Raw genomic sequence first — 21,280 nt, forward strand, 5'->3', positions numbered from 1 at the left:
CTTCAAATAGGCCGTGTTTTAGTTTGTCGTAGTGGCGAGTAGCGCGAATAGCCAGTACCATTAACACCCACATCTGAAACCATTCATATGTTGTCATAGCAGTTCCTTTTAATTTTAATGCCTGGTAATGCCGGTAAATACGTCACCTTCCCAATTACACAATTCGATAACCCAATTACTGATTTGCTGTCGCTTATTAGGATTATAGCCGGTAAACGGGAATGTTATTTTAGTGCTGCGCGCTTTAAACTTTGAAAAGGGCTCAATTCTTACATCCCAGACAGACCCATTTTCGTTAGTCACATCGAACGCAAACGCCTTTTGGGATATTAAAGTAAGTAACATTTCCTCTTCGGTATGTACATCCTTATCAAAATAAAGGCCTAGTGGCTCACATTCGACTTCAATACCACGCAGTCGATGCTTGATCTCATCAAACGCGGGTAAAAATGGTCGTAGCTCGGAGTTATTAATCAACTTTTCTTCGTTCATAAAATCCGCCCTCAATTTGGCATGCCAAATTGGCCTATGTATTAACTCTAGTAATAAGTGTCGTATAACTCGCCTCGCGCCTGAGCATCCTCAGCCTCTTGACAAATCATATGTTCGCCATCAGCGATGATATTACCCATACCATCATCAAGCTCATTGAGTTGTTCATTTTCCGTAGATGACTGATCATCAGCGCTAAATACCCAAACTAGAAAGTAAACAATCCCAAATATTACAAAAAATAGCGTTTCCAAAATCACTACTCCTCTCCAATCCCAATTTGGCATGCCAAATTGAAGGCTAAGTATTCCTTAGTATCCAGGCTTCATTAAAGCTAAGAAAATCTTAGTTTTCAATAGCAGATCTCCTACACCAGTTGAAAAGTAATGATGGTTCGCCGTTTCCAACACGGCTAAAGCAAGCAAGAACAAGACTTGGTCTGTCCCAAAAGCAATTAGGAATAATGGCGGGGATGGATAACTTTGTTGCGTCTGCTCGAATGAACCAATATGAACGCGGTGTTCACACTCCAGATTTCAAAACGGTAGTCGCGTTGAGCGGTGTTCTAGAGGTGCCAACTGCCTTCTTGTACTGCATTGAAGACGAGTTGGCTGAAATGATATTGGATTGGTCATCGCAATGTTGATTAGTGTGAAGCGTGGAAGAATTTAAGTCTCTTGAAAATCTGTTGTCACCGGATGAAAGGAATACTTTTTGGAGTGTTCTTAACGAAGAATCGGGGGAAATGCGTTCAATTTCTTTAGAAGAAATATATCTGTCGATTTCGCATGTTTCATTGGATGCGATGGTTCCCGAGGATGTTAGGAGCCAGTTTAATGTCGCGAGGAATTTGGCCGCATACTCTTGGTACTGCTACCCATTCCATCAAGTATGTGAGATGAAAGTTTACTCGACGGTAGAATTTGCATTGAAAAACCGCCTAGAACGTAACTGGCCATTTCCAAAACTCATAAAAAAATCAATAAGTTGGGGATTGATAAAAGACATGGGGTTTTCTCACCTAAGAAAACCTCTGGATGAATCCTCAACTGAATACAGCAAATCTTTGATAGAAATCATGCCAGGACTAAGAAATGGCCTAGCCCACGGAGGAACAACTCTTCACCCCGGCTCGATATCAACTTTAAGGTTCTGTGCTGATTTTATTAATCAGCTATATCGGAATGAAATCAACAAGCCCAAGCATGAAATAAAAGAGTGGCATGGGTGCTCAACCAAAGACTGAAATTGCAAATACGCTGTAGACAAGGTTTGCTATTTTTTTAAAAATGCTGCTCTTGTCGATTTGGCATGCCAAATTCTAGCTACCTAAATAGGCATATGTGATCTTCAATCTTTCATGGCCAAGTTCACGGCTAATTTGCTCACGGACATTGGTATCGTGCTCATAATCAGAGGGGGTAAGCTCTCTTCTACGCGGGCCTCCGTCGGCAGGGCATTTCCAACCTGTAAGCTCTAAATAACGCTCCCTTGCGTAATGGTGACGTAATCCGTGATTTTTATTTAATCCAACTCGGATAGTTTCGCGGTCATACTCTCGCATTTGATCGACATACTTTTTATCTGGCGCAATTAGCGTGCCTTTGGTGACTGTGGCAATGTCTCTGATTAACTGCCGTTGCGACTCTTTTAGAATAGGGATTTCTCGGTATTTGCCACCTTTGGCCCAGGTTCCTTTTATTCTCAGAGTTTGGGTGTCTTTCATGGCATAAGATAAGCTGAATTTCATACACTCCTCTTTTCTAAGCCCAAACTCTTGCTGCAAACGCAGGGAAAGCTTGATTAAGTCACTCTCGATCTTGGCATGCTTATCCATGTCTAACGTTTTTGACTTGCCGATGGGGTTGTTGCGAACTCTTGGAATGCCGTAGTCATCGTTGCTACGTGAGCAGATGTTGGGTTTACCTATTTTTTCAGCAATCCAACGCAAGGCTGCCATTCTATTTTTAATCGTTTTTGCTGCTAGACCTTCATCTTGCCACCGTGTAACAAGATGGTTGATATGCTTGGTTTTGAGGCCGGTCGGGTCTTTTAATCTATAACCATGTTTAAGTAGCTGCTTTGCAGCAAGGTTTAATACTTTGCTACGAGCAGCTCTAGTGCTAAAGCTACTTTCGCGGTGTGTGTCGTTCACCATTTGATGAAGACGATATCCCAATTGGCTCATTTCATGTTCCTCAGAATTAAAAAGTTAATTTTGAAAGTATTGAGAAAACACCAAACCGAAGACCAGGGGGCGAAACGCCAAAATAGGTAAGTTTTAAAGCCATATGAACGGTGCGTAACCGAGCATATTGTCATAAGACATAAAGGCTAACTGGTCTAAAGCAACAAAGCTGAGCCGTGTGATTTCTGTTGAAATACAGCGCGAACTACTGTGGTTTATATTTGTGTTGTATATAGTGGGGTGGCCGTATGACCCATAATGCTGCGAATGCAGCTCCTCAGGAACGTGTTGCGGGCAGTGGATACGCCCTTTTTCTTGATGCTCATGTCGAGCTAGTTCATAAATAAAATTATCACAGTGATCAGAGATTGCAACACCTTTGTGACACGCTCAAATCTCCATCCCTCTTCTGGCCCTGTAATTTTTCAAGGCGGATTGGGTGTCGAGGCATCATGAGCAGTGGCCTCGACGGGCGACTCTGCGAGTCGTCCCTACATCTTTCGAGTAGGGACGACTCGTCGCCAATCCGCCTTAAAAAAAACCGGGGAAAACTTAGGGGTGTTTTTCTGACGCACAATGTAGGAAGGTCAGTTATAGTTCAAATCAGTGGCTGCACACCAGCCCCGTCTACTCTACAGACGACCTCTACCTAGGTGGCCGTATGGCTAATGGTACAACCGGGCGTTGTCCAAGAGGTGAACAATCCTAGTAGATGCTTTTAGGGTTTTTAGCATCTACCATCTCAAAGGATAGTCGTATCTGAATAGATACGCGGCTCTAGTTTTTACTATAAGCGTCAAGGGTGTGCAGCTGCTTTTTATGGCCTGAATTTCTATCAGTCATAAACAGCATTATAAAATGCAGTAGGGTATCTACTCAGCTTCTGCGAAATAATTGGATAATACTTGTCGAAGATTGAATCGTCTGGAAATTCTGGCACCTGTTCTGAGCTCTTTATTGAATTCGCGACATCTTCTGCAATAACTCTATCCGCGAGTCCGTGCGAATACAGCCAAATTGAAAGCTCATCTTTCAGCCCAACTTTCAATGAAACCTGAAGATGCCTTATTGATTCAGCAACTTCCGATTCTCCGTAAATATTTTCAAGCAAGTCTGCACAAGCCCCTACAACTAACATTGCGTCATAACCCAAACTGCGATCACAAATATCGATTATATTTTCTAACGTGAGCTCTCTTTCTTGATTGCCTGCTTTAAACTTAACTCCGTCACGCGTAAGTTGTCCCAAAATATCGTGATACGGATTTCCAGAACACCACAATTTAGCAATAATAAGATCTCCGCCGATTAATTTGCTCAAGCTAGTGTTGGACAACAGATTAGATACTACTTCCCATATAATTTCGAGAAGCTCAAGAATTTCATCGCAACCGGACAACCGTTCTATATTTGAGTGCAGCCACGCTTCAATAGAATCTAGCTCTTCAAGACCTAACAGGGCCTTACCATAGAATGCATGCTTAGCCGGATCAATCTGATTCACTCTTGTTGCGATGATATTAAATACTTTAGCAAGCTTCTGTTTTTCATCTTTATTTGCTAAAGAGTACGCAAAAGTTTGGGTGTAAAGTACTTCTAATTCTTCCCTATCGATTGGGTCTTGTTCATCTGAATTCGATAGAACAAAGCTTTCCAAGTTTTTTATATATTTTCGACGCTCGTCCATCTGGCTTAGTAAATACTGATGATCACCACCTTGACGCTCAATTGCTTTTAATACCAGACTTTCGTATTTATCCGGAAACTCTACAAATTTTATGGGATCAACGCCAAATTGGTCATTCAGGAATGGTTTTACCAAGGTAAGTAGACTACTTAAGCAACTTTCTGATTGTGCAGGGTCAAGCAGTCCGCTCATTTGACTCCAGTGCCAACGCTTTGAGGTACGGCGTTCGTCGTACAGTTCCGTATCTGTAAAAATAATGCTGCCTTCCGTGTGCTTTCCGGCCCTTCCGGCGCGGCCTAGTAAGTTATGAAAGTCCCTGGTTGAAATGCGTTGCCGCCCTTGGAAAACTCCTGACATCACCAAATATTTGATCGGTAAATTTACCCCTTGAGCTAAAGTTGAAGTACAAATAACACATTGACCTAGCCCATGCTCCATAGCATATTCAGTTGAGATACGCAATCCATTTGGTACGCCTGCGCTATGAGGAAGTACCCCCTTGTTAATTGCTCTGACGAGTGGTGCATTAGGGCCAAGATGCGCTGCGGCTAGATAAGATATTTTATCTATTTCAACCTGATCACTCGTCATTCTAGGAATTGGAAGTTCTGGCAAACGCTCATGTACTGCAACAATCAATTTACATATAGATGCAACTGTTTTCTTAGTTCCACAAAAGACAGCCACCGGTCCCTGTTGTGATAACTTGAGTCCGAGGTATGCAGCAATACTCGTCTTATCTGACTTATTGGGAAAATACTTTTGATTCCTTTCACGACCTTGCATAGGCAATGGAAAGGACTCTAGAACTCTAGGGACGAAGAACTCTTCTGAATTAGGGTTCAACGGCTCAACGTAGTGAAATTGGCCAAGCCCAGTTCGCCAGCTACTAAACGCTACACTGCGCTCAGTTGATAAGCATTCTGCGCCATTAACCACCTCACCTTCGCCAGCATATAACCAGTCACCTATTGACGCTGCATTAGATAGTACAGCTGAAATAAGTAGGTGCTGCGTATCAGACCGCAGTTTTTGCTTCAGGCTCGTCAGAAGAAGTTCATAAGTTACTCCTCGAGAGCCTGTATCAAATTGATGTCCCTCGTCGTAAATAACCAGTGTTATAGCCTCAGCCAATTCAGGCTTATGGCGAAGCAAATAAACTAGCTTTTCCGGGGTAGCAACAACAATTGAAGGTGAAGGAGTTATCGCTTCATTAGTTTCAAATAGTTGAGAGAATAGGGCGATATCAAATTCATCTATCTGCGGAACATCGTTTAGCTGGTTAACTAACACTTCCTCGTCTTTAAAAGCTACGTTCAGCGAGTCAGTAATTTCTCTACACAACGATCGAAAAGGAGCGATAATAACGGCTGTCGATGCTCGTTCTGATAAAAAAGCAGAGCGAATAACCAATTCTGCTGATTTAGTCTTTCCAGCACTTGTTGGTAGTTGCACTACAGCGGATGTTCCTCTGAACACCCCCGCTTCACCTAGCAATCGTTGCGCAGGCCATAATTCGTTTATAAAGGTCTCTTTGGAAAGGGCTTTTAACCATTGTTCTAACGGTAGGTCGGAATAGGCCGGTAGCAAGTTAATCGATGAATTCTTTAACTTCCTCATTACTATCGAAGCGATGATATCCGCTATGAGTAACTCTCGATCTGTGCCATTTGAATGGAAAAATGTACTAATTTCATTCATTAATCGGTGAATGAAACCTTTATCTTCGTTTAACTTGGGGGCCGATGCATTGCCACTCATGTACCTTGCCATAGCGGTATAGAAGCTTTGTATCACCTCCTGAATTGGGGCCCCCTCTCCATACAATTGAGGACCTTTCTGCCCAAGTAACAACCAACTTAAGATGTTTTCTAGTCCCGATTCAGTAAGGAACTCTCTTTGCCAAGTTTTTTCCGCTAATACTGCTGCGCTACCAGGCATATCTGCTAAATAATAGGATGCAGACCCCAGCAGGCACAGGTAATAATCATAGTTTGATTGCAACTTTGACCCTACAAGCGCATCAAAGTATCTGGCTGCGTTTCTTAGCTCTAGACGACGCTGCTCGATATATTCAGGATTAACCTCTTCAGACAACTCTTCCCGGCATAAATCACCAAGTATTGCGATAGTCATAAGAAGCAATTCATTTGGTGACTCTGGTAACTGAATATGGTGCTCTTCGTCCAAACCAAATTCGTACATTTTGGCTTTCGATTTAGTTATCGATAACAGCTTGAAAGATTTATTTTCAAACTTCATGGGCAGCCCTCTCATAAAGTGCGTGGGCTAACGCCATCAATTCATGACCTCGAATTGCAAACAACTCAAGGTCATCTGAGTACGGGTGTTGTGATGAATCTGCACTCGCAAGTAAAGTGTCATCATATGCGCTATCGGAACATACAGCAGCCGCACCAAATCTTAATTTGTATGGTTGATTAGTTTTGTCTTGGAACCTGTGAACCATGCTTGCGTTCTGTAGATCATTTCGATCTATCATCCTTTGTTTGATACCGTTTAACGACTCAGCTAAACGCAAATGGTCCTTTGCAGAATGGTCAACCGCTTCTTGAAGCATAGACTTAGCGCCTGGACTTAATTTAGCTTTAACTTCGTAAACTAGGAGCTCGTCGTTGCTAGGCTTTCCATCGATTTGTTTAAAGGCTAGAACATCAGAACCCTTAGTGGATTCATTTGGTACACCTTTACGATCATATCGAGTTTTTGGAACTGTATAACCATGTAAAAACGTTAAATAATCAGCGACAAGAATTTCAGCAAAATCCCCCGCTCGAATACTCGGACCAGGCGCTACTGTTTCATTGGGAAACTTCATTTCTAACAGGTATTCAGTGCGAGACTGTCCGGGAGCTTTAAGCATGTCGATCTCAGCATCACTACAGTAATGATTTCTAAAATGTTTTGCCCAAGCGGCCATTTTAACTTGATCATTAACATCATGATGAAATCGATAAACTTTTGCTTGCTTACCACACTGAAGTGTCAGTGTTTGACCAGTGTCTTGGAGCCACTGAATATGCTCATTTGTCCATGGCATTTTTACTTCCTAATAATGCTCTTCTATATATCCATAAGCCTTGTTAAATAGCTCTTTATCTTTACCAAGAGCAAACTGGGCCAGAGTTACCAATAATGCTTTTTGTATTTCTCGTGGGCCACTGTTGGAGTTTTGCCAGCCGTCAAAGCGCTTAGCTTTAACAATCTTGTCGATTTGCTCCACTACATCCTGGATAACTTGAGGAGTGCTATTTGGACGAGTTTCCATGAACAGCTTGGTAAGGGCCTGAACATTATCCTCTTCGGTAACTACTTTCTCACCAGTTTCGCGTTCAGCTTGCACAGTGTCCTTTGCGGCATCTAACAGCGCTTTCAACCAGTCAATAGCCTTGATTACCCCAGCTTCGTAATCTTGTCGCAGCTTTTCTAAACGTTCGCCTAACTCCACAAATTTTGGCTCGCCGCTGCCACGTAATCGGCCCATAAGATCGATTTCAAGACGCTTAGCTCTTTGCTCTTGCTCTTTTTCCGTTAGAGTGAAAATCGCATGCTCATCCATAATGAGCTCATCAATATCATCCCTAATACGGTTTATGTCCGTATTCTCGTGAATCATCTTGATGGTTTCAGGACCCAGAGCAGCCCAAACTAACGCGCCAGTTTGACCGACAGGGCGGACCGACTCATAGATTTGCGCAAGCCATTTGTAGTCTTGTCGATATGGATTTAAAAATGGGTCTGGATTAATGGCTGACCATAGCTTTGTAAGTACACCAAAGCTTGCGGCAAACTCGTCTCGCTTTTCATTGGTCGGCAAGCAATCTTGTGCCGCCATAACACCTTCAAACCCTTCAAGGGTTCTATCTACACCGGGGAAGAAAGACAAGCACTTATCCAGTTGTGTGGGTAACAACGCCTTGAAAGCTTCGATGCCTTCAACAACACCTTCGATCTCATCTGGATTATAAGCAAGCGCGGTACGCAGATTTTCAAACACGCCTAGGTAATCAATGATCAAGCCCATATTTTTGCGTGTCTCGTCAGTCTCATATAAGCGGTTGGTACGACACATAGCTTGAAGAAGCGTATGATCTCGTAACGGCTTATCTAAATACATACAATAGCAAATCGGCGCATCAAAACCTGTAAGCAATTTCGCGGTAACAATAATAAGCTGTAGCGGGTTCTGTGGGTCTTTATAGCCTTCGATAAGATCTTTCTGAGTTTGTTCTTCAGCATCAATTGTCTGCCAACGCTTGAAGTCTTCTTCCTTAACTGGAATGTCCTTATCGCTTTCCCACTTAGCCCAGTCTTTGTTTTTCTTACCTTTGTCGTCAATGATAGGAGCTTGGTCAACGTTCATCACCACTTCAACGGCATCAAAGCCGAGTTTTTCGCCCAGCAAGTAATACATCTGAACGCAAGCATCACGGTCATAAACCACCACCATGCCTTTCATCTTTTTCGGCTTAACATGGCTGCTAAAGTGTTCAGCAATATCAGCACTGACTGCGGCCATGCGTTTCGGCGCTTTAAGCATCACCGCCAACTTGCCAGCGCGTTTAGAAAGCGCCGCTTTTTCTTCGTCGTCCAAGTTATTGTCTTTGGCGAGCTGCTCAAATTCTTGGTTGATGGCATCGCGATCAACGCGTAGCTCGGCCAAGCGTGGTTCAAATTTCACTGGGTTCGTGGCGCCATCGCGGATCGACTGCTTATAGCTGTAACGATTCATGTAGCGACCGGGGTCTTCCTCGGCGCCAAATAGCTTAAAGGTATTGCGGTCAATGCCGGAAATCGGTGTACCGGTTAACCCATAGAAGTGCGCTTGTGGCAGGGCCCAGCGCATTTTCTCACCCAAGCCACCTTCTTGGGTGCGGTGGGCTTCATCCACTAACACAATAATGTTATCGCGGTTGTTGAGGCCGTTAGGGTTACTGTCATCAATTTCCACATCTTTAAACTTAAAGATGGTGGTAATCAAAATGCCACGACTGTCTTGTTCGATATGTTCGCCGAGCTTTTTGCAGCTTTGTACTTTGATTAGGTTTTTAACATCCGCACCACCAAAGGTCTCATTGATCTGGCTGTCCAGGTCACACCTGTCTACCACAACCAATACGGTTGGGTTATTAAGCTCATTGTCAGCACGAAGCATCTTTGCAGCATAGAGCATCAAGAGGGATTTACCCGAGCCCTGGAAATGCCATATCAAGCCTTTTTTCGGATAACCGTTACGTACCCGTTCAACAATCTGCTTAGCAGCTTCAAATTGGGGATAACGTGGGAGAATTTTAATTCGTTTAGGGGGCGTAATTTTGCCCGTTTTAATCGTCGAGAATAGCGCGAACGACTCCAGTAATTGCAGTAAGGTTGTTGGATTTAGCAAGCCCTCAGCGCTTTGTAAAACGGAAGCCATTCCAGGCAAAATTTCTTCACGTTGATCTGTGTTGTGCCATGGCCCCCAATCTTTCACTCGGGCATTGATTGCACCATAAGCAAAAGTTTTACCTTCACTAGCAAAACACAACAGGTTAGGTACAAAGAAAGGCTCTACGTTTTTCCAGTAGTCCTTTTTCCCCCCCATAAAATCGGCGGCACCGTCTTGCCAGGTAACACTCGGGCGAGTAGCTGTTTTCACTTCGCCTACTACCAGGGGAATGCCATTCACATAAAGCACGATGTCAAAATAGGCTTCGGTAGCGGCGATGTAATGTACCTGCTGCGCTACCACAAAGTCGTTATTATCAATGTTATCGTAATCAATCAGGTTGATGGTTATGTGGTCGCCGTTCTCACCAAACGGAAGGCTTTTCTCCGCCATCAGCCATTCTTGGAAATTTTCGTTAGCTTTAACTAAGCCGGTATTACGAGCTTCAAGTATCAACCCTCGAAGCTTATGTATCACCTCATCCGCATAATCCGGCTGTTTGGCGATATCGGGATTTAACGAACAAAGTGCATCTTTAAGCCATTCATCGACAAAAATATCCTGCGCTTTTTTCGGCAAGTTCTCACCGTGGCAATAAGTCCACTTTACCCCGCTTAAACCTTTTAAGCGGTCAATAATTCCATTTTCTGTTACGCTCAGTTCGTCAAACATTTATGACTCCATTGAATTTAGATATGAGCCCTTTAAGTTAAAAGCGCTCGATATCGCATTGTTTATTTCAATATACATATCGTCTAAAGTTTTTAACTTATTAACGGTTGAAACTTGAACATCCTCAGGAGGTAGGTGAAATTTATATGCACACAAATCCTGTCGGTTAATTTTGGGCATTCCAGTCCGCATTGATGTGCCTATTGCATACTGATTAAAATGCTCAGACTGGAGCAAATAAAATAGGTATTCAGTAGTTAGACCGTTCTTTCCTTTAAGAGGATAAACATCGGCGCTACACACACCTTTAATTTTTGGGAATACAACTTTTCTTAAGTTTGGACGTATTTTGCTATATAGAATGTGTTCGTCATCAAACAGATACTTCCCGCTTTTTACATTGTCCTCACGGGCGGTATTATAAGGTAGTAGAGTTGCGAGTCCTTTTTCCATGTTGTCAGGAGCTATATGTGGATAGTCTTTATATGGCTCTGAAGTTGGGTCTACTTGACCGCTAACTATATCTAATGTTTCAAGAAAGCTAACTTCTTTCGCATCATATTGTTTTAGGTATTTTTTGGAGAAAAATTTAGATATCGAAATTCTTTTCAAATTTAAAATTGAACCTTGAAGTCCCTTTTTCAGTTCCAAGATATGATCGAATTTTTCTAGCGTTTTTAATAACTGTTCCTGCTGGTCTATTGTGGGGATTTTGAACGACTGGAGTTCTAAAATTTTCCACTTTATTGTAGGAGATAAAGATCCCTCTGATATAGCTATAGCCCTATTCATAAACTGATTGGATTGCATAAAATAAGGTAAAAAAGCAGGAAGAATTTTATTTCCAATTGGGCGAATAACCATACCATGAGCGGAAAAAATGCCATCAAATGGTGCTATAGCAACACGGCGTAAATAGGCATTCCGCTTGGCGAACAGTATGTCACCTTTTTTCATGCCAAGCTTTTGCCCTTTAAGTATAACGTCAGACCCCCATCTGGTTATTTTTAAATAACCATAATCCAAATGTTCCAGGCCAATATATTTTTTTTCATCACCTAGTTTTGGATTTACTCTTGAGGATACTAATTCCGCAATTTCGCCAAATTTAATATTGATGAACGAGAGGTTACTCTTAATCATTACTCTCTCCCTCTACACCAAAGCCATAGGTATTCAAAACCCGGTTAGCTTTTTTGTGAACTATCACTCTACCAATCGACCATTTTTCGATAAGCTGACTCATATCTAATTCATCGTCTTTAATGTCAACGGGAGCGTACAAAGGTATTGATAGATTATAGTTATTGCTTTTTATCGTATCGATACTCACTAATTGGCAGATATCGTTATTTTTAAAAGGCTCAAAATATGCCTCGCAAAGAGTATGCAAATCCTGATCTCCTAAAAGGCTGTGAGAACGCTCTTTAGTGACATGCTTAACTCCATTTATAAATAAAACCTTACCTTTTCGCTCTTCGGGCTTATTACAATTAAGAACAATGACACAAGATTCCATTGGAGAGTTATAAAATAAGTTTTTTCCTAAGCCAATTACCGCCTCAATTATGTCCGATTCGATCACTTCTTTACGGATGCTTTGCTCGGAATCACGGAACAAAACACCATGTGGCCAGAGCATGGCGGCGCGGCCAGTGTCGGGTTTTAGGCTTCTAATGATATGAGTGTAAAACGCATAATCGGCACAACCTTGTGGTGGTACGCCGTAAAGATTGCGGCCGTATGGATCGGCAGCGAACTTGTCGCGGTTCCACTTTTTAATCGAATAAGGCGGGTTGGCAAAAATTACATCAAACTGCTTAAGCTGATCGTTTTCAATAAACTTGGGCTCAGCCAGCGTATCACCCCGCAGTACATCGAATTCTTCAATGTCGTGCAGGAACATATTCATTCGAGCTATCGCCGACGTGAGCAAGTTTACCTCTTGGCCATAGAGATGCACCGACCTCCATTCCTGTCCGTGAGTGCGCAAATCCATTACCGCATTAAGCAACATACCGCCGGTGCCACAGGTTGGGTCATAAGCCGTTTCACCGGGCTTTAAACCCATGATGCGCGTCATTAAATGCACCACGGTTCGGTTGGTATAGAACTCGGCAGCGGTGTGACCAGAATCGTCGGCGAATTTTTTGATGAGGTATTCGTAAGCCTCACCCAGATCATCTTGAGCGACCGATTTAATCCCCAGCGGAATTTTACTGAAGTGCTCAATAAGGTCAGATAGCAGGTGATCGGGTAGGCGCTCTTTATTAGTCCACTGGGCATCACCAAACACGCCATGTAAACGCGGATTGTTGGCTTCAATTAAACGCAGTGCGTTCTGAATGGCTTCACCAATGTTTTTACTGGTGTGGCGTATCTTTTCCCAGGGGGCATCCTGCGGAATATCAAAACGGTGGAACATGGGCATGGCGGCGTATTCAGCATCGCCTTCATGTATCTCCAGCGCTTCAGTATATTCTTCAAGGTATACATCCGACAGTCGCTTATAAAACAGCAGTGGGAAGATGTACTGCTTGTAGTCTGAGGCGTCTATTTGGCCGCGCAAAAACTCGGCAGCACCCCAGAGAAGGTTTTCTAGGTTATGCTTATTCATCTCGATAATCCATATAATGGAGAGCTTCAAGATCGAAATTAATGTATGTTTCCGACCAATTCGGGAACGGTGCAATATTAGTCAATATGAATACGTTACGAAGGTTGCTGTCTGCTTGCTTTTGAAGTTCAGAAAATTTAAATTTGCTTAAACTACACGCCTGAATGGATTCGTTTGATATAAAAAACGTAGGCTCTTTTATCAACTCACCATGTTGCAAAGTATTCTCAAATCTAACTAGGAAACCTTGGCCAGCCAGCCTCGAATGGAAAACTGCTTTGCCATAGTAAATACGATATTCGTCTACAAAATCTCCAAGGTCTTGCCCATTAACTGGGACGAAAAAATCCCTAAGCGAAATGCTCTCTTGTCCTGGGAGTTCTATGTCAAATTCTTTATTTTGTAAAAATGCGGCCACTAAGCTGCTAACAGTTTTGGTTGGAGTTACTGTTCTTTCTTCGTCGCTATTACCATCTCGCCCTCTACCAGGTCCAGTCCCTGTTGAACTTCCTCCACTCGTACCTCCGCTAGTTGCTTTAGGCCTTTTCACGGGGGGAGCTGTCAAGTTTAGTCTTACAGCACCTTCAATCGGAGTATCTGTGCCATAAGGAGAGTCACCTTCACCAGTAGGAGTTGGGCTGTCTCTAATAGCTTTGCCAATCTCACAATCCGGAGAGTGCTTTTCAATTGCTTTAAAGTAGGGGTCTCGCTTTCTCAACTTTTTAGGGCGAGTTAGGTTTGTGCATATTATTTGCGATTCGCAGTTATTATCGGGGCACTTGAAGTGATGTTTTGAAGTAATGCTTCCATTTGCATAATGAACATCGGCATCTTGTGCAGTTATTTCTTTCTCTAATTCAATCGAATAGGCTTTTTCTAACTTCATATTTCATATCCTTCCTTGATCAGCAGAGCTTCAAGTTCATTTTCGGCTTGTTCTAAAACGGTCAGTTTTTGCTGGAAGTCTTTTAATGCCTCTTCCACTGAGATGTTTTCTTCTTCGAGTGGTTTTTGAACATAGCGAGCAATATTGAGGTTAAAGTCATTTTCTTCGACTTCACTGATCGGCACCCAGCGAGCAACACCTTCGACTTCATCTGCCTTGGGGCCTGCTGACTCTTGTTGTTGGTAGATGTTATAAATCTCGTCCGCTTGCTCATTTGAGAGAGTATTCTGCGCACGCCCCTTGGTGAAGATTTCTTCCGCATTGATAATTAGTACGTGATCTTGATGACTGACCGGACGCGATTTGCGTAACACCAAAATACATGCCGGAATACCTGTGCCATAAAATAGGTTTGACGCTACACCTATGATTGCTTCGATGCGGTTTTCTTTTAAAAGCTGTGTACGAATCTTGCTTTCTGCACCGCCTCTAAATAAAACGCCATGAGGCAACACCACAGCCATACGCCCTTGCTCATTCAATGAGGCGAACATATGTTGCACCCAAGCAAAGTCACCGTTAGTTTTAGGTGCTAAACCATACTGCTTTCGGCCATAGGGATCGTTAGCCCAAAGATCATAACCCCATTCTTTTAAGCTGAACGGCGGGTTTGCAATAACGCAATCAAATGTTTCGAGGCGGTCATTCTGAATGAACTTGGGGTCTCGAAGTGTATCTCCACGTATTATGTCGAAATCTTCCTGGCCATGAAGAAATAGGTTCATACGGGCTATGGCTTCGGTGGTTAGGTTCTTTTCCTGGCCTTTGATTTTGAGCAGGCGTGGATCACCACCGTTTTCTTTTACGTGATGAATGGTTTCAAGCAACATACCGCCTGTACCACATGCAGGATCGTAGACGCTCTCACCGGCTTGTGGGTCTAGGATGTTAACCATTAAACGAACAATGGTTCGAGGCGTATAGAATTCACCGGCTTTTTTGTTGGCTTTATCAGCGAAACGCTTGATTAGGTACTCGTATGCACGCCCCATATCGTCATCACGCACTGACGCAACACCAAGATTTATCTTGTTGAAGTGATTTAACAAGGTCGCCAGAAGTTCATCGGATAGGCGTTCTTTATTAGTCCAGCTCGCATCACCAAATATACCGTGCAGTTTAGGGTTTGCTAACTCTATACCTCTGAAGGCTTCTTTGAGTGATTGCCCTACATCTTTGGTCCGATTGAAGACATGGCGCCAATGACAGTTTTCAGGGATCTGAATTCGGTGAAACATTTCACCTTTAGCAAGCTCTTCATCACCTACCTGTTCCATTGCTTCCTGAAACTCTTCGTCATACACATCACATATACGTTTGAAAAATAAAATAGGAAAAATGTATGTTTTGTAATCAGAAGCATCAATGGGCCCGGTAATGATATGTGCCGCATGCCATAAATGTGCTTCGAGGTCCTTTAGTTTTATCAGGGTCATTTACTGCTAGTGTCCTGTTTGGTCGTCATGTGTTGTTTGTTCAAATAGTTCGCTTATCTCGCAATTAAACAAAATGCAGAGTTTATCTATTACTTCAAGATCTACTTTTTGCGCTGTTTCACGGTAAAGCAGAGTAATAGTATTTCTACTCAACCCTGTCTCTCTGGCAACGTCTGCAATTCGCATTTTGTGCTCGCCCATTAGCCTTGCGAGGTGACACTTGATCACTGTTTGCTCCAAACAAATATGTTTACTTTCACTAGAATAACACTTAGCACTTAAGAAGCAATTTTTTAAGTTGAAATGACAAAATTACACATCAAGCCCTAAACCACTTCGTTCAAATCCTGTAAAGCCATAAATCGGAACCCCGCAGGCGGGGCCCCCTTGCTTCGCAACCCTTCGGGCGATTTCTAGCTTGACTGGCTTTTCTCTGCGTAGTCTGTGTTGGCCATGAGGTATGGCGCGCCTTTAGGCGACAGGCGCCTAAAACTTACCAACCTAATAGCGAAAGGGGCTTCTATGAAATCTATGGACTTTATAAACAGGGCTAAAAAAGTAGAATTTGCTGATATAGCAAGGTCGGCAAAACCTATTGAACGTACCACTCTTAAACACGTTCGGCCTAGCGATAAATTTTACCTGGTTAAAGCAAGCAGTAAGTTACAATTCTGGATCACTCGTGATGATTGCTTGTTGTCTGTGAATGTCTCTTTGCACTCACCATTTTGTGTTTTTACTGACGCAGATAGTTAGTTATGTTTCCCATATCCCAACTTTCCCAATAAGAAATTGAGCATTTTTTTATTTTTTTCATAAATTTTTTCGATTTCTTTATGGTGAGTACACTGGTGAGTAAGAAAGCTTTAAAATGGGTCAAAAGTACTTTTCAGGCCTTGTAATCACTGGAATCGTGAAATTTAAAACGGCAAACAGATCCAGAATATTGAGTAGGTTTTTGGGTAAAAAGTTACCCAACTGAGTATGCTTAGATGTACTAGCTCAGAAGCTCTGTATTGTCCTGTTATAGCAGTGAAAATACAGGGCTTTTTTACCATTATAACCGGTTTTCACTTTCCCCCGGCAGATGAAAAACACGGTACTGATAACCTTGGTTTGTGGTTGCCTGTCGGGCGTGGGCGCGAATGTTTTTGCTGTGTATTTACTCTAACCCGACTTATCTCAACCAAGTAAAAATGGCGTTTTCTTGCTTTCGTTGCTCGATGCTCTTTTTTGATGCTAACAGGGTTGTTTTACTGACCGCTTATTGCCGAGCGAGGCATATAAAATCACCAACAAACTCTACAGCGAATACCCTGGGGTGATTCTTTAGGAGCTTGCTGGAGTCGCTCATTAGCTTGCGGAGTTGCCAGTATATTTATCGTTATTCACAAAGAAGATCTCTTGCTAATTTTTAGCTAACACGCCCATTTTTACAGTCTCGCCTGTTGTAAGGGTTCGCTGTAAATCAAGGTTTTGATTGATTTAAAGCTCATCTAAGACTTCTCTTATTCTAAGCTACCAGACAAAGCAGAGCGGTCTGTGCTTACTTGAGTTGACTGATAAAGCCTTTCGGGTGAATCAAGTGACTGTGAAAATAGCAGTAATGGGCCGTCTAATTATTGATTGCGAATTGAAATGTTTGCTTTAACAGAGGCTGAAGCTCTACCGTTCTATCAATAGGTTCCCCGTTCAAATAACATTTTGGATCTATAATAACAAAGCCCCAAAACTGTAAAAAACGGTCGATAAACCGTGACTCAATTGACATGCTTAAATGTCTTTCAGGCGAAAAGTAATCATCTGAAGAGAATGCTTGCAGAAGGTCTGGAAAAGCAACCATTACCTCTTCAATAAGTATCTCCACACTTTTATGTTTTTGTATACGCCACAACATAAACAGCCATACAGTAGGTAAATCTACATTTTGTTCAAAACTATCAAAGTAACCCCAATTGTATTTACTGACAGCGGCTTCTAGCATAGGTTTAAAAAATGCGTGAACACCATGAGCCTGATACTGTTTTTGAGCTGACTTTTTAACATGATATCGACCACTGCGTCGGTAAATAATGCCCGCAATTTCGGCCAGAATTCGTGTGTAGTGCAAGGCATTGAATTTATCTTCATTGCTGCCGGAAAACTGGCTTATGCTTATGTCGCTTTCGTACTGTTTAACCGCGAATTCGGGAAGTAATTCACTGGCCTGTTTCACCAGCTTGGCAGGTAAATTTCCCTTACTGGTAGCTTTAAATGCCCCTTCATTAATCATTGCCTCTTCAATTATCAGAGTCAGATAACGCATGACCGGGCTGGGACAAAGATTTTCGGGCGTATTGATTGTTACCCACTGCAACTCATCAAAAGGTGCGTGGAGCCAATTAGACATCTGTGCCGGAGTTACCCCACAAAAGTCTGGGTGCGGTTGGTTATTGCGATGCTCTGCTTTGTGTTTCAAAGCAGCGTCAAGTTCGTCGATGGTCAGGTGCGGGTTCATCGCCAGCATAGATTCAGCATCATCAAATACAGGTGTATGCGGTTTAGAAACGCTGTTCATACAACAACGCTTATACTTTTTTCCACTTCCGCAGTGACAGAGCTCGTTACGACCGAGTTTCATTATTTACTTCACTCATTTTTCCTAAGCCTTACATAAAACATTGAATTGCTCTTTGCGCATTGTCAATTACCTTGTGCTGTATATCTTTATACAACCTCATGCAGTCCATAACTAAGACCCTTTATCACCCGATCTGGTAAGTAATAAACAACTGAGCGCATAAGAGCGCTCCACGCTAATCGAAGCTCAGGGGCTTTTTTATGTCTTATAAGTAAATGGTTTAGCGTGGGCTTTTGCTTTAGTGCTTGTTTGTTTTACGGTAAGCAGCAATGTTGATAATGCTGAATACAAAGAATATGAACGATATTGTTATTTTAGATGGGGGCATGGGGCGTGAACTTAAGCGTTCTGGTGCGCCTTTTGACCATCCTTACTGGAGCGCTCAGGCGCTGTGGCAGGCTCCGGAGTCAGTAAAACTGGCGCATTGCCGTTTTATTGAAGCAGGCGCTCAGATTATTACTGTGAACAGTTATGCGTGTGTGCCATTTCATTTAGGCGAGAAGTTATATCAGTCGAAAGGTTGTGAGTTGGCGACGCTCGCTGCAAAAATTGCGGGTGAGGCCGCCGCACAATATCCTGAGCTGAATATTAAGGTAGCGGGCAGTTTACCGCCCCCAATGGGCAGCTATCGCCCCGATCTTTTTGATGCGTCTGCTGCGCTAACTATCTACACAGACTTACTTGAAGCTCAAAAGCCGTATTGCGATCTGTTTATTGTTGAAACACTGGCAAGTTTGGAAGAATTTAATGTGGCACAAACTGCCACGAAAGCCACTACAAAGCCGGTGCACTACGCATTTTCCCTGGCAGACAGTCTTACCGAAGGCGCAAGATTACGTTCAGGACAACCTGTGGTAGACGCAATCTTGGCAGTATGTAACGACTCGCAAGCCACCGGCCTGGCTTTTAACTGTTCAGTACCTGAAGTTATGTTACAAGCTTTAAAAGAGGCGCAAGCTATCATGAAGCAGCATTCGCGCAGTTTGACTCTGGGCGTTTATGCAAACAATTTTGTACCCATACCTACAGATTATTCGGCCAATTCCCAGTCGCAGCCAATGCGCGAACTATCGCCCGCTGCCTACCTTGAGTATGTTAAGCAATGGACGCAAGCCGGCGCAACGCTTATTGGTGGTTGTTGTGGCATAGGACCTGAACATATTCAGGCACTAAGCCATTGGAAAGCCGAAAATAAGTCTGCCTGATATTTACTGAGAACGGGGTCTTAATGTAAGACGACCCGCTTCAATACGCATCTCTAGTGGTATTTGTGACAATACGCTGATAGCCGTATTGGTAGTATCAAGCTCGTACACCGGCTGATTACTTAAATAGCCATTGATCAGGTTCATAACCTGGCCGCTGACTGGCGCCAGGTTGCCTTTGTAACCACCAGCATCAATGCTGCTGTCCAAAAGCTTTAATGAACGTAAAAAGATCGCTTTTTTATCGCTGTCATAATAAGGCAGACCTTCAATTTGCAGGTTTACTTTCGCAGGATACGAAAAACCGAAAGCCTTTACGGTGGCGGTGGCCGCAGCCCCCAGCTGCACAATCTCACGCCCTTCAGGCCCAATTTCGACAGACATGTCATCCACAGCCAGTGTGACAGGAATACCGGCTACCCGTGCCTGATCCTGTAATTCAGTAAGTTGATTATCAAGCAAACTTTCCATTTCACTTTGAGTTACCGAGTACGTAGAATATTCAGACAAGCTGGCGCATCCTGAAAGCCACAAAAGTAACAAACCCACTATGCTATATTTCATTAAACCACGCCTTTTATCAGAACAATTATAGAGTAAAGTGTACTGCTACCTATTTACGATTTCTATATGCCAAAGGCCCACAAAATGACGATACTTCGTGCGTTCTTGTTATGTCTCTCATTGTTAACCCTTTCTTTTTCTGCCCTGGCAGCGTCTGCCAAAAACGTCGATAAGGTGCTGGATGCACTGCACAAAGCAGCAGAACAAGCTCGCTTTAATGATTATTTTGCTTATTATGCCAGCGACGCAATTTTTATTGGCACAGATGCTTCTGAAACCTGGACACTGGAACAATTTAAACGCTACGCAAAACCTGTGTTTGAAAGCGGAGATGGGTGGACGTATCATCCGCAAACACGGCATATCTATTTTTCAAAAGATGGCAACATTGCGTGGTTTGATGAACGGCTTAAACATGCATCTTATGGCGTAACCCGGGGGACTGGTGTTTTACAAAAACACGATGGAAAATGGAAAATACAGCAATATCATCTGGCTATACCTATTCCTAATGCTTTAGCCAAGCAGATAACACAGGCTATAAAACAGCACGAAACTCAATAATGTGAATATAGAAACGCCGGAATATGCCTCCGGCGTTCTGTATCTTGAGATTAGGTATTCTCTTTAGTCAGCGGTTGAATTTCTAACTCAACACGACGGTTTTGCTGACGATTCTGCGCGCTGGTGTTGGGCACTTTCGGTTGATATTCGCCCATCCCTACAGTCGAAATACGTTTAGGGTTTACGCTGTAGCTGGTGAGCAGGTTTTTTACCGACTGAGCTCTGCGCTCAGATAGCGACTGATTGTACTGCTCAGAGCCTGTATCATCGGTATGCCCTTTAATTAGTAATACCGTTTTTTCGTACTCGTTAACTACGGTGGCTACATCGTTTAATATCGGGTTGAATTGAGATGCAATAGAAGCGCTGTCGGTGGCAAAGGTTATGTCGCCAGGCATAATCAGTTTAAGATTATCGCCCTCGCGCACCACCTCAATCCCGGTATCGGCCAGCTCATCACGTAGCGCTTCTTCCTGACGGTCCATATACTTACCAATTGCCCCGCCGGCAATGGCGCCTACTGCAGCGCCCCAGGCATAACGGCTTTTATCATTATCGCCTGTTGCTTTACCCAGTAAGGCCCCTACTACTGCGCCCAGTGCCGCGCCTTTTTGAGTATTCGATGGATCGTTTGCACAGCCAGCAATACCTACTGTCATAGCGACCACGCCTGCAATCAGTGTTTTTTTCATAACATCCTCGTCAATCATCAATAAAAAGGTAAAAACGATATCGCTCAGTCCATCGCTTTTTTATGTGTCAATCAATAGTGCAAAAGTTGTTCCACCAAAACGGGCATCTGTTTTACAGTGTAGACAATGAGATTAGAAACGTTCCAGC

19 protein-coding genes are annotated in these 21,280 nt (G+C 43.0%); 5 read left to right on the top strand and 14 right to left on the bottom strand.

Annotation, left to right across the window (positions count from 1 at the left end; translation table 11 throughout):
• Positions 1 to 114: 114 nt before the first annotated feature.
• Complete coding sequence (locus JK130_RS07210) at positions 115 to 492, bottom strand: hypothetical protein (protein ID WP_218353648.1); 378 nt, start codon at positions 490 to 492, stop codon at positions 115 to 117.
• 47 nt (positions 493 to 539) lie between these two features.
• Entirely contained in the window at positions 540 to 752 is a 213-nt protein-coding gene (locus JK130_RS07215; RefSeq protein WP_343210985.1) for a hypothetical protein, read from the bottom strand.
• 116 nt (positions 753 to 868) lie between these two features.
• Here JK130_RS07215 and JK130_RS07220 point away from each other — a divergent pair, with 116 nt between their 5' ends.
• Together JK130_RS07220 and JK130_RS07225 are read left to right on the top strand one after the other, a co-directional pair.
• Positions 869 to 1,138: a helix-turn-helix domain-containing protein gene (locus JK130_RS07220; protein ID WP_218353650.1), complete on the top strand. Its 270-nt coding sequence runs from the start codon at positions 869 to 871 to the stop codon at positions 1,136 to 1,138.
• A gap of 12 nt (positions 1,139 to 1,150) precedes the next feature.
• Positions 1,151 to 1,738 carry a hypothetical protein gene (locus JK130_RS07225; protein ID WP_218353651.1) on the top strand — a complete coding sequence of 196 codons (588 nt, stop codon included), beginning with the start codon at positions 1,151 to 1,153 and terminating at the stop codon, positions 1,736 to 1,738.
• A 75-nt stretch (positions 1,739 to 1,813) separates the two neighbouring features.
• Here JK130_RS07225 and JK130_RS07230 read toward each other — a convergent pair whose 3' ends face one another.
• From JK130_RS07230 to JK130_RS07270, 9 genes are all read right to left on the bottom strand, one after another.
• Positions 1,814 to 2,680, bottom strand: a complete 867-nt coding sequence (locus tag JK130_RS07230; RefSeq protein ID WP_218353652.1) for a phage integrase N-terminal domain-containing protein — start codon at positions 2,678 to 2,680, stop codon at positions 1,814 to 1,816.
• An 835-nt stretch (positions 2,681 to 3,515) separates the two neighbouring features.
• Positions 3,516 to 6,629, bottom strand: coding sequence for a DEAD/DEAH box helicase (locus tag JK130_RS07235; protein ID WP_246587724.1), 3,114 nt, complete (start codon positions 6,627 to 6,629; stop codon positions 3,516 to 3,518).
• A complete protein-coding gene (locus tag JK130_RS07240) occupies positions 6,619 to 7,428 on the bottom strand; it encodes a Hachiman antiphage defense system protein HamA (protein WP_218353654.1) in 810 nt (269 codons plus the stop codon). The genes JK130_RS07235 and JK130_RS07240 overlap by 11 nt, the downstream gene beginning before the upstream one ends.
• 9 nt (positions 7,429 to 7,437) lie before the next feature.
• The gene (locus tag JK130_RS07245) at positions 7,438 to 10,488 is read right to left on the bottom strand and encodes a type I restriction endonuclease subunit R (protein WP_218353655.1); all 3,051 of its coding nucleotides are present in this window, start codon (positions 10,486 to 10,488) and stop codon (positions 7,438 to 7,440) included.
• On the bottom strand, positions 10,489 to 11,631 hold the full coding sequence (locus JK130_RS07250) for a restriction endonuclease subunit S (RefSeq protein ID WP_218353656.1): 1,143 nt from the start codon (positions 11,629 to 11,631) through the stop codon (positions 10,489 to 10,491).
• Positions 11,624 to 13,105 carry a type I restriction-modification system subunit M gene (locus tag JK130_RS07255; protein ID WP_220099497.1) on the bottom strand — a complete coding sequence of 494 codons (1,482 nt, stop codon included), beginning with the start codon at positions 13,103 to 13,105 and terminating at the stop codon, positions 11,624 to 11,626. The genes JK130_RS07250 and JK130_RS07255 overlap by 8 nt, the downstream gene beginning before the upstream one ends.
• On the bottom strand, positions 13,098 to 13,991 hold the full coding sequence (locus JK130_RS07260) for a hypothetical protein (protein ID WP_218353657.1): 894 nt from the start codon (positions 13,989 to 13,991) through the stop codon (positions 13,098 to 13,100). The genes JK130_RS07255 and JK130_RS07260 overlap by 8 nt, the downstream gene beginning before the upstream one ends.
• A complete protein-coding gene (locus JK130_RS07265) occupies positions 13,988 to 15,487 on the bottom strand; it encodes a type I restriction-modification system subunit M (RefSeq protein WP_218353658.1) in 1,500 nt (499 codons plus the stop codon). Before JK130_RS07265 ends, JK130_RS07260 begins: the two co-directional genes overlap by 4 nt.
• A gap of 6 nt (positions 15,488 to 15,493) precedes the next feature.
• Positions 15,494 to 15,715: a helix-turn-helix domain-containing protein gene (locus tag JK130_RS07270; RefSeq protein ID WP_218353659.1), complete on the bottom strand. Its 222-nt coding sequence runs from the start codon at positions 15,713 to 15,715 to the stop codon at positions 15,494 to 15,496.
• A gap of 294 nt (positions 15,716 to 16,009) precedes the next feature.
• On the opposite strand from JK130_RS07270, the gene JK130_RS07275 reads away from it, so the two are divergent.
• Complete coding sequence (locus JK130_RS07275; RefSeq protein WP_218353660.1) at positions 16,010 to 16,243, top strand: hypothetical protein; 234 nt, start codon at positions 16,010 to 16,012, stop codon at positions 16,241 to 16,243.
• Between the two features lie 859 nt (positions 16,244 to 17,102).
• Here the strand turns inward: JK130_RS07275 and JK130_RS07280 are convergent.
• Positions 17,103 to 18,107, bottom strand: coding sequence for a YecA family protein (locus JK130_RS07280; RefSeq protein ID WP_218353661.1), 1,005 nt, complete (start codon positions 18,105 to 18,107; stop codon positions 17,103 to 17,105).
• Between the two features lie 278 nt (positions 18,108 to 18,385).
• On the opposite strand from JK130_RS07280, the gene JK130_RS07285 reads away from it, so the two are divergent.
• On the top strand, positions 18,386 to 19,312 hold the full coding sequence (locus JK130_RS07285) for a homocysteine S-methyltransferase family protein (protein WP_343210986.1): 927 nt from the start codon (positions 18,386 to 18,388) through the stop codon (positions 19,310 to 19,312).
• A gap of 3 nt (positions 19,313 to 19,315) precedes the next feature.
• Here the strand turns inward: JK130_RS07285 and JK130_RS07290 are convergent, their stop codons facing one another.
• Positions 19,316 to 19,876 (bottom strand): YceB family lipoprotein, encoded by a 561-nt coding sequence (locus JK130_RS07290; protein ID WP_218353662.1) that lies wholly within the window; start codon positions 19,874 to 19,876, stop codon positions 19,316 to 19,318.
• 84 nt (positions 19,877 to 19,960) lie between these two features.
• Here JK130_RS07290 and JK130_RS07295 point away from each other — a divergent pair, with 84 nt between their 5' ends.
• Complete coding sequence (locus JK130_RS07295) at positions 19,961 to 20,440, top strand: nuclear transport factor 2 family protein (RefSeq protein WP_218353663.1); 480 nt, start codon at positions 19,961 to 19,963, stop codon at positions 20,438 to 20,440.
• A gap of 50 nt (positions 20,441 to 20,490) precedes the next feature.
• On the opposite strand, the gene JK130_RS07300 is transcribed toward JK130_RS07295, so the two are convergent.
• Positions 20,491 to 21,132: a YiaD family glycine zipper/OmpA-like lipoprotein gene (locus JK130_RS07300; RefSeq protein WP_218353664.1), complete on the bottom strand. Its 642-nt coding sequence runs from the start codon at positions 21,130 to 21,132 to the stop codon at positions 20,491 to 20,493.
• Positions 21,133 to 21,280 lie beyond the last annotated feature (148 nt).

This window comes from Alteromonas lipotrueiana (assembly GCF_019249245.1).
Classification (GTDB): Bacteria; Pseudomonadota; Gammaproteobacteria; order Enterobacterales; family Alteromonadaceae; genus Alteromonas; species Alteromonas lipotrueiana.

Bases quoted from the DNA above. Each gene is read 5' to 3' on its own strand.
- JK130_RS07210 (WP_218353648.1), bottom strand. From the start codon at position 492: ATGAACGAAGAAAAGTTGATTAATAACTCCGAGCTACGACCATTTTTA.
- JK130_RS07230 (WP_218353652.1), bottom strand. From the start codon at position 2,680: ATGAGCCAATTGGGATATCGTCTTCATCAAATGGTGAACGACACACAC.
- JK130_RS07235 (WP_246587724.1), bottom strand. From the start codon at position 6,629: ATGAAGTTTGAAAATAAATCTTTCAAGCTGTTATCGATAACTAAATCG.
- JK130_RS07240 (WP_218353654.1), bottom strand. From the start codon at position 7,428: ATGCCATGGACAAATGAGCATATTCAGTGGCTCCAAGACACTGGTCAA.
- JK130_RS07245 (WP_218353655.1), bottom strand. From the start codon at position 10,488: ATGTTTGACGAACTGAGCGTAACAGAAAATGGAATTATTGACCGCTTA.
- JK130_RS07250 (WP_218353656.1), bottom strand. From the start codon at position 11,631: ATGATTAAGAGTAACCTCTCGTTCATCAATATTAAATTTGGCGAAATT.
- JK130_RS07255 (WP_220099497.1), bottom strand. From the start codon at position 13,105: ATGAATAAGCATAACCTAGAAAACCTTCTCTGGGGTGCTGCCGAGTTT.
- JK130_RS07260 (WP_218353657.1), bottom strand. From the start codon at position 13,991: ATGAAGTTAGAAAAAGCCTATTCGATTGAATTAGAGAAAGAAATAACT.
- JK130_RS07265 (WP_218353658.1), bottom strand. From the start codon at position 15,487: ATGACCCTGATAAAACTAAAGGACCTCGAAGCACATTTATGGCATGCG.
- JK130_RS07275 (WP_218353660.1), top strand. From the start codon at position 16,010: ATGAAATCTATGGACTTTATAAACAGGGCTAAAAAAGTAGAATTTGCT.
- JK130_RS07280 (WP_218353661.1), bottom strand. From the start codon at position 18,107: ATGAAACTCGGTCGTAACGAGCTCTGTCACTGCGGAAGTGGAAAAAAG.
- JK130_RS07285 (WP_343210986.1), top strand. From the start codon at position 18,386: ATGCTGAATACAAAGAATATGAACGATATTGTTATTTTAGATGGGGGC.
- JK130_RS07290 (WP_218353662.1), bottom strand. From the start codon at position 19,876: ATGAAATATAGCATAGTGGGTTTGTTACTTTTGTGGCTTTCAGGATGC.
- JK130_RS07295 (WP_218353663.1), top strand. From the start codon at position 19,961: ATGACGATACTTCGTGCGTTCTTGTTATGTCTCTCATTGTTAACCCTT.
- JK130_RS07300 (WP_218353664.1), bottom strand. From the start codon at position 21,132: ATGAAAAAAACACTGATTGCAGGCGTGGTCGCTATGACAGTAGGTATT.